Annotated in this window: 14 protein-coding genes; 8 read left to right on the forward strand and 6 right to left on the reverse strand. The window is 68.7% G+C overall.

What is annotated here, in order from left to right; translation table 11 throughout:
• Positions 1 to 60 precede the first annotated feature (60 nt).
• The 3 genes from GH747_RS20245 (at position 61) to GH747_RS20255 (ending at position 1,480) form a co-directional block, all read left to right on the forward strand.
• The gene (locus GH747_RS20245) at positions 61 to 426 is read left to right on the forward strand and encodes a hypothetical protein (RefSeq protein WP_149771454.1); all 366 of its coding nucleotides are present in this window, start codon (positions 61 to 63) and stop codon (positions 424 to 426) included.
• A gap of 44 nt (positions 427 to 470) precedes the next feature.
• Positions 471 to 632: a hypothetical protein gene (locus tag GH747_RS20250; RefSeq protein WP_205603043.1), complete on the forward strand. Its 162-nt coding sequence runs from the start codon at positions 471 to 473 to the stop codon at positions 630 to 632.
• A gap of 113 nt (positions 633 to 745) precedes the next feature.
• Entirely contained in the window at positions 746 to 1,480 is a 735-nt protein-coding gene (locus tag GH747_RS20255; protein ID WP_149771455.1) for a GAF and ANTAR domain-containing protein, read from the forward strand.
• Between the two features lie 103 nt (positions 1,481 to 1,583).
• Here GH747_RS20255 and GH747_RS20260 read toward each other — a convergent pair whose 3' ends face one another.
• Positions 1,584 to 3,803, reverse strand: coding sequence for a peroxidase family protein (locus GH747_RS20260; RefSeq protein WP_149771456.1), 2,220 nt, complete (start codon positions 3,801 to 3,803; stop codon positions 1,584 to 1,586).
• Positions 3,804 to 3,897: 94 nt separating this feature from the next.
• Between GH747_RS20260 and GH747_RS20265 the strand changes: the two genes are divergently transcribed.
• Positions 3,898 to 5,436 carry a lipoxygenase family protein gene (locus tag GH747_RS20265; RefSeq protein WP_149771457.1) on the forward strand — a complete coding sequence of 513 codons (1,539 nt, stop codon included), beginning with the start codon at positions 3,898 to 3,900 and terminating at the stop codon, positions 5,434 to 5,436.
• On the opposite strand, the gene GH747_RS20270 is transcribed toward GH747_RS20265, so the two are convergent.
• Positions 5,433 to 6,122 (reverse strand): DUF5995 family protein, encoded by a 690-nt coding sequence (locus GH747_RS20270; RefSeq protein WP_149771458.1) that lies wholly within the window; start codon positions 6,120 to 6,122, stop codon positions 5,433 to 5,435. The two genes, GH747_RS20265 and GH747_RS20270, sit on opposite strands and share 4 nt — an antisense overlap.
• Positions 6,119 to 6,952, reverse strand: a complete 834-nt coding sequence (locus tag GH747_RS20275) for a class II glutamine amidotransferase (protein WP_149771459.1) — start codon at positions 6,950 to 6,952, stop codon at positions 6,119 to 6,121. Before GH747_RS20275 ends, GH747_RS20270 begins: the two co-directional genes overlap by 4 nt.
• 55 nt (positions 6,953 to 7,007) lie before the next feature.
• Between GH747_RS20275 and GH747_RS20280 the strand changes: the two genes are divergently transcribed.
• Complete coding sequence (locus GH747_RS20280; RefSeq protein ID WP_149771460.1) at positions 7,008 to 7,352, forward strand: hypothetical protein; 345 nt, start codon at positions 7,008 to 7,010, stop codon at positions 7,350 to 7,352.
• A gap of 17 nt (positions 7,353 to 7,369) precedes the next feature.
• Here the strand turns inward: GH747_RS20280 and GH747_RS20285 are convergent, their stop codons facing one another.
• Positions 7,370 to 8,275, reverse strand: a complete 906-nt coding sequence (locus GH747_RS20285; RefSeq protein ID WP_149771461.1) for a DUF1838 family protein — start codon at positions 8,273 to 8,275, stop codon at positions 7,370 to 7,372.
• Between the two features lie 84 nt (positions 8,276 to 8,359).
• Positions 8,360 to 8,554, reverse strand: a complete 195-nt coding sequence (locus GH747_RS20290) for a hypothetical protein (protein WP_163695833.1) — start codon at positions 8,552 to 8,554, stop codon at positions 8,360 to 8,362.
• Between the two features lie 224 nt (positions 8,555 to 8,778).
• On the opposite strand from GH747_RS20290, the gene GH747_RS20295 reads away from it, so the two are divergent.
• A complete protein-coding gene (locus GH747_RS20295; protein WP_228553022.1) occupies positions 8,779 to 11,103 on the forward strand; it encodes an arylsulfatase in 2,325 nt (774 codons plus the stop codon).
• Between the two features lie 10 nt (positions 11,104 to 11,113).
• On the opposite strand, the gene GH747_RS20300 is transcribed toward GH747_RS20295, so the two are convergent.
• Positions 11,114 to 12,091, reverse strand: coding sequence for an ArsR/SmtB family transcription factor (locus GH747_RS20300; RefSeq protein ID WP_149771464.1), 978 nt, complete (start codon positions 12,089 to 12,091; stop codon positions 11,114 to 11,116).
• Positions 12,092 to 12,292: 201 nt separating this feature from the next.
• On the opposite strand from GH747_RS20300, the gene GH747_RS20305 reads away from it, so the two are divergent.
• Both GH747_RS20305 and GH747_RS20310 read left to right on the forward strand, forming a co-directional pair.
• The gene (locus tag GH747_RS20305; RefSeq protein WP_149771465.1) at positions 12,293 to 12,742 is read left to right on the forward strand and encodes a peptidoglycan-binding domain-containing protein; all 450 of its coding nucleotides are present in this window, start codon (positions 12,293 to 12,295) and stop codon (positions 12,740 to 12,742) included.
• Complete coding sequence (locus tag GH747_RS20310) at positions 12,739 to 13,137, forward strand: hypothetical protein (protein WP_205603044.1); 399 nt, start codon at positions 12,739 to 12,741, stop codon at positions 13,135 to 13,137. The genes GH747_RS20305 and GH747_RS20310 overlap by 4 nt, the downstream gene beginning before the upstream one ends.
• The last annotated feature ends 3 nt before the right edge of the window (positions 13,138 to 13,140 follow it).

A 13,140-nucleotide genomic window follows, 5' to 3' on the forward strand; every position in this document is an offset into this window, starting at 1 on the left:
TTATTCTCACTCTGATAATGTTCGCAGTCTGATCCCATCGTAGAACTGCGGAGGACATCGATGACCCGAGTACACGCCGATCACACCGGCATCCACGTCACGTTTCCCGGCTGGGAGCGACTGGTGGCCGGGAAATCCGCCTTCAACGCCCCTCCCCAGACCATCCAGCAGGCGACGGCCGAGCCGGGCTGGACCTCTCAGATGCTCGGCGCCCGCTCAGGGCTCGCCGTGTCCGGCTACCTGAAGATCGGCACCTTCCGGCATCCGTCAGGTCTGCGGCGACTGGTGGCGATGCGACGCGGCGTACCGCTGCTGCGCGTAGCCGTCGACCGCCGGCTGACCGGCTTCGACGAGCTCCTGATCAGCACACCCGACGCGGTCACCCTCGCCGAACTCCTGAACGCCCCCGCGTCGCATGATCGATAGTCGCTCGGCGCGACCTCGACGCGTGACTGAAGTACGTTGGCGCTGTGAGTGAGGACTGGCGCACTGCTCGGATCGATGAGATTCGATCGTTGATCAAGCAGGCTGAGCCCGACGTGGTCGAGGAGATCAAATGGCGCAAGCCATCGAACCCTGACGGCGTGCCGGCGTTCTCGCTGGACGGCCTCATCTGCACGCTGGAAGCCTGATCAGCTGGACCTGAGCGCGTTCAAGTCGTTGATTCACCAGGCGGTCAGAGTCAATCGCGGTTGAGGTCGCCGGTTGATCCCCTCCAGGCGCCGCTCCTCACTATTCTGACGAGATGTGGAGTCAATCCGACCCCGACGACCGCTTCGCCGACCTGGCGCGGTGTCTCACGGACCAGGGCGACGAGTCCGACACGCTCGATCAGGCGCTCAAGATGACGGTAGAGACCATCGCCGGCTGTGACGAGGCAGCGATCAGCCTGATCCGCCGGGGAAATCGGGTCGAGACCCTCAACGCCACCGGCTCCCGTGCACGAGACGCCGACTTCCTGCAGTACGAGGTCGGCGAGGGCCCGTGTCTCGACACCATCCACGACCACGGGACCACCCTGGTCCGCGACCTCGCCCATGAGGGCCGGTGGCCCCATTGGAGTCTGCCCGTCAGCCGCGACCTCGGGTTCGGCAGCGTCCTCTGCTTCCAGCTCTTCACGTCCGCCGACGACTACGGCGCACTGAACATGTACGCCGATCGGGTCGATGCCTTCGACGAGCACGACCAGGTCGTCGGCGTCGCCATGGCCGCCCACATCGCCGTCGCGCTCGCTTCATCACGCCAGATCGAGCAGCTGGGACGCTCGGTGCGCACCCGAACGATCATCGGCCAGGCGATGGGCATCGTGATGGAGCGCTACGACCTCGACGATCCCCGCGCTTTCCGATTCCTGCAGCGTGTCTCCAACATGACCAACATCCGGCTCCTCGACGTCGCCGAGCACATCGTCACCACACGCCAGATCCCCCAGGACGGCCCGGGCGTCCGTTCTCTCGAGCCACCCGGGCCTGACGCTTGACCGTTGGTACCGACAGTCAAACCCTGCCCGCACGGTGCCCAATTCATCGGCCGCTACCAGTCTGGCTCGCAACGCGCTCGTGACCGCGGTGGATGACGCTCGCTCAGCGAACGTCCGGGGCGTCGCCGGCCCAGGGGTCGTCGTGCCGTCCCTCCCAGGCGCGCAGCGGGTGGCGCTCGGGCGAGAGCGGGCCGATGTCCCAGGGCTCGAAGGCGTTGGAGACGTTGGCGAGGCCGGTCTGGGCGAGGTCGGGGTAATGACGCAGCAGGACGTCCTTCATGGTGGTCCCGTCCACCCAGGCGATCCCCTCGGGCGTGTAGATCTCCTCGCGGAAGTCGGTGGTGTAGAACCGGTCACCCAACAGCCGGAGCGATGCGTTGAGGATGAAGATCTGGAACAGGGTCTCGCCGAAACCGAACCCGGTGGGCCGGTGGCCCTCCGAGAGCGTGCCGACCAGCAGGTCCATGTCGTCGATGTTGTCGTGCCCGTCGGCGTCGGTGCCATAGACCTCGCGGAGGGTGGCCACGCAGTCGCGGTCGTCGGTGAGGGCATCGAAGCTCGGCACCGGCTCGAGGCCGAGCTCACGACGCAGCTGGTTGTACGACGGCACGCCACGCTCGCGGTCGCGGTAGAGGTCGATCGCACCGATGTCGGCGACCGGAGCGCCCGGCACCGTGATCGCGCGCAACGAGTCCGGGTAGTTGTTGTTGACGAGCGCACACGCCGACTGCTCGCCCAGCGTCCGCGCCAGCGCCTCGAACCCGTGCTCGGCCAGCAGCGCAGGCGATGCGGCATGGCGGGTGCGCTGGAACGGCACGGAGGCCAGCTCGTCGCCGGCGGCATCGACGAGGCGGATCCGGTCGGGCAGCAGCGAGTGCAGACGGTAGATGCTGACGAACTCCTCCGACAGCCCGTACGTCGGGGCGTCGCCGGGCGCGTTGCCGACGATCCCGCCGAGCTCCCGGCTGGCGATGGGGACGTCCTCGAGCGCCTGCTTACGTTCTCCGCCGAGCAGCGAGGTCACCAGACCGAACCAGTTCGCCTCCATGCCGCTCAGCAGTGCCTCGTTCGGGAGGATGGCGGGCGTCCACTCGAGGGTGTGGATGCGGGCGATCAGCGCGGCGTTGACGAGGCGGGCGGTCTGGAAGAGCGCCTCGTCGTCCCAGTCCGGATAGGACCGAGCGAGCGTGTCGGCGATGGCGTTGTGCTCCCGGGCGAAGAGCGTGTGCAGCATCGCAAGCCCGACCCACCAGTTCCGGACGAAACCGGATCGCTCGGTGCCCGTCTCGGGGTCGAGAGGGAGCGAGCCGTCGTCGTTTACGATCAGCCGCCCCCCGGTGTGGGCGCGCAGGGAGTGCTGGGACTCCCAGTCGCTGCCGTAGATCTGAGAGGCGTCCCACCAGTGGGTCACCTCGTTCAGGAACGTCACCGGCATGTCCCGGTCGGCGCCGTCGTCGCGCCGGGTCGGATCGGAGAGCGACCGGCGGACCTCGAGGTGCTCGATGCCGTGCTCCCGGAGCGGGTCGTCCTCGGCCAGCGGGATCGTGTCGGTCTCCCCGTCGAGGTCGGTGCCGTGGCTGATCCAGTCGTGGTTCTGGAACTGGATCCAGGCGCCACCCCACAGGTTGAGGAAGGGCATCTCGACCCGCGGCCCCTTGGGGGCGAGCAGCTTGCGGCTGACGTCGCGGACGCTCACCGGGTCGGATGCGGGGTTCTCGCGCGGGCGCACCCCGGCAAGGCCCTGATCGTCGCCGACGTTGCGGAAGAACCGCGTGTACGCGGCCCCGACCATCGGGTCGATCCTCCCCGCCTCGTCACGGGAGAGGTCGTTCCAGCTGCCGTCGGCCGTCCGCCACCGTCGAGCGAACGCCGGCACCTGCGACTGCGGCTCGGCGAACCCGGTCGCTTGACCGGCGGCGTACGTGCGGACGACGTTGTTCGCGAACAGCGTCTCGCGCATGTGGGCCAGCTTGAGAATCTTGACCGATGTCGACACGGGCCCGGGCAGATGTGCACCCGACGCGTACCAGTTGGTCCAGATCCGGCCGCTGGTGTGCCGACCCAGCAGGCTCGTGACGCGGTGCAGGAGGCCGGAGCCGACGGCGCCGAGCACCCGTCCGGCCGCGACCTTCGCGCCACGGAGGGCGTCCGGGGCCGGCTGCGGGCCAGGTGGCGGGGTGCCGAGGTCGGGCGGCTCGATGAACGCACCGTCACGCCTGACCCGCGCGATGTGCTCGGCGAACACGGTCGCCTGGTGCTCGCCGCGGTCGATGCCGGTCGCCGCGTTGGCCGCTGCCAGCTCGTCGGGTACGTCGGTGGCCATGGCAACTCCCTCATCAGGCCCGCCTGCGTCGACCGAGGGTCGTCTGGGATACGTCTCATCCCCGACGATCGTGCTGCGCGGCTACTCTCGGAACATGTTGACGCGGCAGCGTTTCCGCCTGTACCGCACGATCCTGGCCGGCTTTCTCAGCGCCGGCTTCAAAGATCACCCGATCGAGCCGCTGGCGCAACCCGTGGACACGCGGATCGACCACGTGTCCCACGACGAGCTGTGGCCGGACATCCCTCTGCCGGGGGTCCGGGTCGCGGCCACGTTCATCCCGTCCGACCATGCCGAGCGGCGCGGGCTCAAGATCCGGGTGCAGATGCGACTGCGTCGTCTGCTGGTCGACCTGGCGCCACCGGACGCCCCGCCGATCCCGGCCGACGAGCAGGCCTTCCTCGACGCGGTCTACCCGCGCGAGTTCGACAAGGCGGGAGTACGGCGCCCGGTGCTGCCGCCGGAGCTGCGCGGGCCGGACGCCGACGTCATCGCCGAGATCGCCGTACGCGGTCCGTTCGGCTCCTTCCTGCGGCGAGCGACGGCCCAGGAGGTCACCGCTGGTGAGGCCGCTGAGGACGAGTACGTCGTGGACCTCTCGCACTATCTCGACCAGCCGGTGCGCGACGGTCTGCTCCGGCCGGGCGGCAAGGCCGTGCTGTCACCGACTGCGGCGGGCCTCCGCACCCGTACCGTGATCCGCAGCGACGACCTCGAGCAGGAAACCGCGCGCCGAGCACTGCTTGCGGCCATGAACGAGGACATGACGACCTTCCGTCACAACCTCTCGATCCACAACGTCATCCTCACCGACGTCACCATCGCGACGATCAACGAGCTGATGGCCCGTCACCCGGTCAGGCGACTGCTCCAGCACACCTTCCACACGCTGCTCATCGGCAACCTCGAGAACTGCAACGCCCACTTCGCCGGCGCGAAGAGCTTCGCGGTCACGCTGTTCTCCCACGACGCGAAGGAGGTCGCGGCCCTCGCCGCGCGGCACCTGCACGGCTTCGACCTGCACAGCTTCACCCCGGACACCCAGTTCGAACGCCGCGGAACCACCGAGACGCCGTTCGCCTACCCGTACCGCGACAACGTCCTCGAGCTGTGGGCGGTCAACCTCGACTACGTGCGCGAGTACCTGGCGCTGTACTACGCCGACGACGACGCGGTCCGCGCTGACCCCGACCTCGCACGGTGGGCCGACGCGCTCGACACGCTGCTGCCGAACCCCGTCAGCAGACCCGACGGTGGAATCACCCGTGAATGGCTGGCCCGGGTGTGCGCGACGGTCATCCACCTCTCGACCGTCGAGCACGACATCCTCAACAACGTCATCTGGGACTACGGGACGTTCGGGTTCGCGGTGCCCGCCGTGGTCCCGGCGAGCGCCGACCAGATGGATCAGGTGCGGGCGCTCGACACGCTCGCGGTCCTCTTCGTGACCTGGCGCCCGTTCAACATGCTCCTCGAGAGCCACGTCGAGGACATGGCCCTCGACGGAGCAGGACGGCGCGTGATGCTCGCGTGGCTGGACCGGCTGCGGACGCTGCAGACGGAGATGGAGGATCGCGGGTACGACCCGTCGCTGGCCTACCCGGCCAACTTCAACATCAGCATCACCAACTAGTCCGTGGGGATGAGCAACGCCCTCGACGTCATGCCGACGGTGTGACCTAGACCGTCGAGGAAGCGGCCACGCAGGATCCGCGTCCGGCGCAGCGCCCAGATCGTCTCGGCGGTGACCCATGCGAGATCACGTGCCTTGTCGATCTTCCAGGTGCTGATCAGGTGGACGACCGGGCCGACTCGGTCGTCGACCGCACGCCCTGACGCGTCCAGGAACGACCGCCGGATCGACGACTCGACCTGGGCGAGGATGTCGTTGACCGTCTCGTAGTCGGCGTGGATGTCGTCAGGCTCGAGGCCACCCGCTCGACAGGTGTCGACCACGGCGATCGGAAGGTCGTGCTCGATGTGCGTGTTCATGCCCGCGACGGCGTACTGGATGGACAAGCGCCGCGCGCCACGTGACTCGAACAGTGGCCGCCACGCCGGCGCGACCCGCCGCCCCGCCGCGTCGTCGTCGATCGCCGCCAGCCAGTGGTTGGCGAAGCCGACATCGAGCGAGGCCATCGTCTCCGCGTCCCGGAACCGGGTGCCGGCCGACGCCGGATCGGCGATGACCGCCGCGACCCGCTCGGTGACGGTGAGGTACATCCGGTTGAACACCGCGACCCCGTCCTTGGCCGGGAGCCCGGCATCGATCTCTCGCAGACGGGAGATGACGCCGTCGACGGACTTCGGCAGACTCATGCGCCGAGCTCGGGTTGGAACGCGCGCAGCTCTTCCGAGCCGCCGTGGACGATCACGCACGTCGACTCGGGGACCTCGCGCCACGCGCCACGAAGGTCGCCGAGCGGCTCGGACACCACGAGGCGGGTCTCGTCCGACAGTCCGTGCAGCACAGGGTTGTCGGGGTACTGGTGGCGCAGCGTCGAGACGTCGGTGCTGTGGAACAAGGAGCGCGAGCGGCCCTCGCTCGAATAGCGGAACCCCCAGATCGTCTCGCCGTCTGTCGTCGCCACCGTCATCTGCACCGGGAACCCCACGCCGTGCCGCCGTGCTGTCTCCTCGATCAGGCCGACCGCGCGGGCGACGGCGGCCGGCGGGTCCTCGGTCAGACCGAAGGTGAGCGCGAGGAAGAAGAACAGCTCCGAGTCCGTCGAACCCTCGATCGAGGGAAACAGGTCCGCGTCGACCGCCATCATGAGGTCACGCTTCATGGACGCGAATCCGTCCAGGTACCCGTTGTGCATCCAGAGCCAACGACCGTGCCGGAACGGATGGCAGTTCGTCTGCTGCACCGGCGAGCCGATCGAGGCACGGATGTGCGAGAAGACGAGCGGCGACTCGATGTGCGTCGCCAGGTCGCGCAGGTTGCGGTCGTTCCACGCCGGCTCAGCGCTGCGGAACAGTCCTGGAGTCTCCGGACGGCCGTACCAACCCACGCCGAATCCGTCCCCGTTCGTCGGCTCCGCGCCCAGCTCGGAGCTCAGGCTCTGCACGATGAGGGAGTGCTTGGGCTTGTACAGCAGGTCCTCGATGAGGACGGGTGAGCCCGAGTAGGCGAGCCAGCGACACATGATGCCCTCCTGCGGATAGCCGTCGTCCTCATCATGACTGACTTAGGATCACCGCATGGATGAGGACGCTGCGCTGCGGGCGAGCCGGATCGCGGGTGCCGCCACGCTGGTCATCGGTACGGCGCTGCTGGTTCAGCCCAGTCGCGTGGGGCCGCTGGCCGGCGTCGCCGACCCGCGCACGGCGCGAAAGCTCGGTCTGGTCGATCTCTCGTTGGTGCCTGGCCTGCTCGGGGGTACGCCGCGGTGGCCGTGGCTGGCGGCGCGAGCGGCAGCCAACGTGGGCACCGCGGTCGTCGTCGCCCGAGGTGGCTGGGCGGGTCGTGCGACGGCCGCGAGTCTGCTGGCGTTGACCCTCGTCGACGGTCGTGCCGCCCGCACGCTGCACGCGCGCCGGCGCTGACCGACGTACGGAACGGCTCACGCCTCGCGCGGTGTGCTGCGGGCGTACGCCTCCCACGACGACAGGATCGGGCCGGACACGTCCCAGTCCTCCGGCGCCTCGAAGTAGTCGGGGTGGTGCTTCTCGGTGTACGCGCGGATCTTGGGCGGCACGTCGTCGAGCCCGCGGATCGTCTTGCGACTGTGCAGTCGGCCGGTCATCACCCCGCCCTCGAGGCCCGAGCCACCCATCCGCATCCACGGCCAGAACGGTGAGACGCGCGAGAACCCGGCGCGGAAGTGCGCCGAAGCGAGGTCGCGGTCCTCGAGCTCTCGCTTGGAGGTGTAGATGACGAAGTGCTCCGACGGGTTGATCGTGTCGCCGGTCGAAGACTTGGGCCAGCCCGACGGTGTCACCGGGTTGGGGTACTCGTGGGCGTAGTCCCACTCCAGCAGCACCTCGTCGCCGTACACCGCCCACGGGAGGAGGAACGGCAGCGTCCCGTCGTCGGACGCGTCGACGTTCTCGTTCATCGCGACGCCGTGCTCCTCGGCGTCACCGACGTACAGCCTCGGCATCTCCAGCGTGAGCTCGCCGCCGATCTTGTCGTTGAGGAACGGGAAGACGTCGACCGTCTCGCCGGTGAACGGGTTGTCCCAGCTCTCGATGACCTCCCCCGTGCGCAGGTCGTAGAAGAACCCGGTCTCCTTGCCGCGCATCTGCAGTCGCTCGCCCGCGCCCTCGCCGACGAAGCGGACCTTCGTGATGCCGGTCCCGGCGTACCCGAACAGCGGCTGCAGCCGCGACGTCCCCACCGAGGCGTACATCGCCCCGTGGAAGGTCGAGATCAGGGGGTCTTCGCCGAAGGTCCCCCACGTCTTGCCGAACGCGTACAGGTTGTCGCGCGGCGACGCGGCGAGGTCGAGCGGGTCGGATCGGGTCACGGCGGCATCCTCTTCACAAGCGGCAGGTGGATGGACGCTAGCAGCACCCGCCCCGCATGGGCCCCGTCACCGGCTCGAGCGACGCTAGACTGCCGCCGTGCTCTCGTGGCGTTCCCAGAACTCGTTCCTGTCGATCTGCTCCGAGGGCTCGGTGCTCTCGATCGGGAGCATCGGGTCCATCGCCTCGATCGGCTCGATCGGCTCGGTGCTGTCCGTCGGCTCGATCGGGTCCTTGATGTCGGTGATGTCGATGCTCTCCCACCAGAGCAACTGCTCCATCTTGAGCCGACAGAGCAACTGCTCGATCCTCAGCGAGCAGAGCAGCGCGTCGATCCTGAGCCGCCGCAGCAGCCGGTCGATCCTCGGCCGGGTCCGTCAGCATCCGGGGACCTAGCTCCCGAGCTCACCGGGCGCCGTCGCACGACGCCGACGACAAAAGGTGCGGGCGCATGGATCGTGGCCATGATGATGATCACGAACGCCCTGCCCGAGGAGGAGTCGTCGTGGACACCAGCTTTCCGTCCCTACCCCGTCAGGACAGCCTGCCGTTTCCCCCGACGCCGTCGGCCTCTGTGGCCGGGCGCACGATGCAGGAGTCGACGTACGAGCGCCGGGTCGAGCCCCCACGGCTCGCCGACGACGCCCCCAACATCCTGGTCATCCTCATCGACGATGCCGGGCCGGGGCTCCCCGACACCTTCGGCGGCGAGGTGCGCACGGACACCCTGACGCGCATCCGCGAGCAGGGCATCGGATACAACCGTTTCCACACCACGGCGATGTGCTCGCCGACCCGTGCCTCGCTGCTGACCGGACGCAACCACCACCGGATCGGCAACGGACAGATCGCCGAGCTGGCGAACGACTGGGACGGCTACTCGGGGCGCATCCCCGACAGCACCGCGCTCGCAGCCGAGGTGCTCACCGACTACGGCTACTCCACGGCCGCGTTCGGCAAGTGGCACAACACCCCGGCCGAGGAAACGACGCCGGCAGGGCCGTTCCACAACTGGCCGACCGGCAAGGGCTTCGAGTACTTCTACGGGTTCCTCGCCGGCGAGGCGTCGCAGTGGGAGCCCAACCTCGTCCGCAACACCACGAGCGTGCTGCCGCCGAAGCGTCCCGAGGAGGGCTACCACCTCAGCGAGGACCTCGCGGACGACGCGATCGGGTGGCTCCGCAAGCACAAGGCGTTCGAGCCTGACAAGCCGTTCTTCATGTACTGGGCGAGCGGATGCCTGCACGGCCCTCACCACGTCATGAAGGAGTGGGCGGACAAGTACGCCGGTGCGTTCGACGACGGGTGGGACGCGTACCGCGAGCGCGTGTTCGCGCGGGCGAAGACCCAGGGTTGGATCCCCGAGGACGCCGAGCTCACCCCGCGCGACCCGAACCTGCCCGCGTGGGACGACATCCCCGAAGAGGAGCGTCCGTTCCAGCGCCGGCTCATGGAGGTCGCGGCCGGGTTCGCCGAGCACTGCGACGTCCAGGTCGGCCGGCTCGTCGACGAGCTCGAGCGGCTTGGCTACGGCGACGACACGATCGTGTTCTACATCTGGGGCGACAACGGCTCCTCGGGCGAGGGCCAGAACGGCACGATCAGTGAGCTCCTGGCGCAGAACGGCATCCCCACCACCGTCGACATGCACATCAAGGCGCTCGACGACATCGGAGGGCTCGACGTGCTCGGGTCCCCGAAGACGGAGAACCAGTACCACGCCGGCTGGGCGTGGGCCGGCAGCACGCCGTACAAGGGGATGAAGCTGCTCGCCTCCCACCTCGGCGGCACACGCAACCCGATGGTCGTCCGATGGCCAGGGACGATCACGCCGGCCGCCGAGCCGCGAACCCAGTTCCACCACTGCAACGACCTCGTCCCGACCCTGTACGAGATCCTGGGGATCACTCCCCCGCGCGTCGTCCGCGGCGTCGAGCAGCAACCGCTGGACGGTGTGAGCTTCGCGTACACGTTCGACGACCCGGACGCGGAAGGGCGTCTTCGCACCCAGTACTTCGAGATCATGGGCAGCCGCGCGATCTATCACGACGGGTGGATGGCGTCGGCCTTCGGACCGCGTACGCCGTGGCTGCCCGGGTTGCCCGACGGCATCCTGGACTGGACACCGGACCACGACACGTGGGAGCTGTACCACCTCGACGAGGACTGGACACAGGCACGCGACCTCGCTGCGGAACACCCCGAACGGCTTGCGCGGATGAAGGAGATCTTCGCCATCGAGGCCGCCCGCAACAGCGTGTACCCGGTCGGCGGCGGTCTGTGGGTGCCGGTGTTCCATCCCGAGATGCGCATCTCCACGCCGTACCGCGAGTGGAGCTTCACCGGCGACATCGTGCGGATGCCGGAGTTCTGCGCACCCGCGCTCGGCAACCGTGCGAACACCGTCACCATCGATGCCGACCTGCCGGAGAACGCCAACGGTGTCCTGTACGCCCTCGGCGGTGCCGGCGGCGGCCTCACCTGCTTCGTCGAGGACGGCTACCTCTGCTACGAGTACAACCTGTTCATCCTCATGCGCACCAAGCTGCGCTCCGAGGAGCCGCTCCCGACCGGGAAGGTCGCGATCGAGGTGGAGACCGTCTACGCGGAGCCGCGACCAGGGGGTCCGCTCGACATCACGATCCGCGTGAACGGCGACGTCGTGGCGTCCGGGCAGGTGCCCGTCAGCGCGCCGCTGCTGTTCACCGCCAACGACTGTCTCGACATCGGCACCTGCCTCGGCAGCTCGGTCTCTCTCGACTACTACGACAAGGCGCCGTTCCCGTTCAACGGGACGATCCGGACCGTCGACGTACGGTACGCGAGCTGACCCGGGCTCGTCACGACGTGTGGCGCAGCATGTCGGCGCCGAGGCGGGTCAGGGTGTGGAGCACGGTCTCGGCATGGCGGCGGCTGCTGATCAGCCCAGCCTCGCGCAGCGTACGCGTGTGATAGCTGACCGTCCCGGCTGACACTCCCGCCCGTCGAGCGATCTCCGAGGTGGTGGCGCCGGCAGCGCAGGCTGCGAGAACGGTGGCGCGACTTCCGCCGATCAGCGCCGCCACGGCCTCCTCCGAGGAGGCAGCGACCTGGTCCTCGGCGGTGCGAGGCATCGGGTAGACCAGCACCTGGGGCAACCCCGGGTCCGCCATGGTGACGGGCTGCTGCCAGCAGAAGTAGGAGGGGACGATGCGGAGTCCGCGCCCGTCGAGGTGGACGTCGCGGTCGTCGACGTGGTCGATCACGCTGAGCACCGGCGGACGCCACTGGATCGTCGGGCCGAGCCCTCGGAGAAGACCGTCCACTCCCCCGTCCAGCAGATGCCGGGCACGCAGTGCGCGCTCGCTGTCGAGGAGGCCACGCATCTGACCGGCGACCGGCGAGATCACGGCGGAGTGGTAGGCGCGGAGCGTCTCGACCAGGACGCGTCGCTCCCGCGGCGTGGCGAGCGTGTGCAGCGGCGAGGCGTGGCGGCGGCGCGGCTCGATCTGCGTGATCTCCCCGGTGACACGGCGCTTCGGTGCGGCGAGGATCGCCTCGAGTCCCGCGCCGAGACCGGCCTCTCCCTCGCCCGGGGTGAGGAAGTCGGGGAAGTACTGGGCGCGCGGATAGAGCGGCAGGAGCAGCGTGCGTACGGCACGACCGAGCGGGCTGCCGCGCAGGGTGCGGACCGCGTCCGCGTGCCAGCGACCGTGTGCCCACCGCCCTCGACGCGTCTGGAAGCGGTGCAGGCTCGAGGCGATCTCCCACAACGGGTCGGGCGCGTCGGCAAGGCGCGTGCGGGCGAGGTCGAGCTCGCCGAAGTGGATGCGCAGCACTGGATTCCCCCTGACCAGGACGCCCACCAGGACCCCCACAGGCTCGCAAACTCATCGGTTCACCATGCGAGGACTTTCAACGCTCATCGAAAAGCCTGTCGACGGCTCCGTCCTCGGTGACACGATCCCTTCGCCGTGGCGGTCCGCCGACAGCAGGCGGGAAGACCACGGTGTCCATCCAGCGCCACAAGGGGGAATGTCATGAAGAAGAAGGTCATCACCGTCCTGGCCACCGCCGGACTCACCGCGGGCCTGCTGCTCGCGTCCGGGGGGCCGGCGGCGGCAAGTCCCGCGTGCACCACGAACGGGTACGGCGTCACCAGGAGCGGCAACATCCTTTCCGTGCCGGCGACGAGCAGCGGCAGCCTGCACTGTCATCTCCAGCAGGGCTACAACGGCAACCGCGCGGTCTGGCAGCTCCAGTACTCGATCACCTGGTGCTACCGCGGCTACGGGGAGGCCGTGCTCAACATCGGCGTCGACGGCAACTTCGGCCCGAAGACCAAGGCCGCGCTCAGGCGCGTCCAGCAGATCGAGCGCATCACCGCCGACGGCGTCTACGGTCCGCAGACGAGGGACGCGATGATGCACCGGCAGGACTCGTGGGAGGGCGACCAGGACCCGAACGTCTGCAAGAAGCTGAGCTGGTGACGATGAGGTCGCGGATCACCGGTGTCGTCGCGGCAGTTGCCGCGTTCGTCGCCGTCACGATGGGAGCGTCGCCCGCCTCGGCTGAGTCGTTCAACGGCTGCGCGTGGCCCCGCGTGTGCTTCTACCTCACCATGGACCACTGGTGGGCCGGAACGCCGACGTCGAGCTTCCAGGACGTGACGAGCTCCTACCAGAACCTCGGGTCCCGCAGCCGTGGCTCGGACTGGGTCCACAACTCCCGCAATGACGACCGCGTGTGGCTGCGCTACACCGTGAACTCGACGGGCGCGGTGGAGCAGGTCTGTCTCAACCCGAACACCATGATCCACTTCGACGGCGCCTACACCGTGACCGGCGTGCGGATCGAGTGGGCGGACCGGTGCCCCGGCACGTGACGG

It is taken from the genome of Mumia xiangluensis (assembly GCF_010994095.1).
Lineage (GTDB): Bacteria > Actinomycetota > Actinomycetes > Propionibacteriales > Nocardioidaceae > Mumia > Mumia xiangluensis.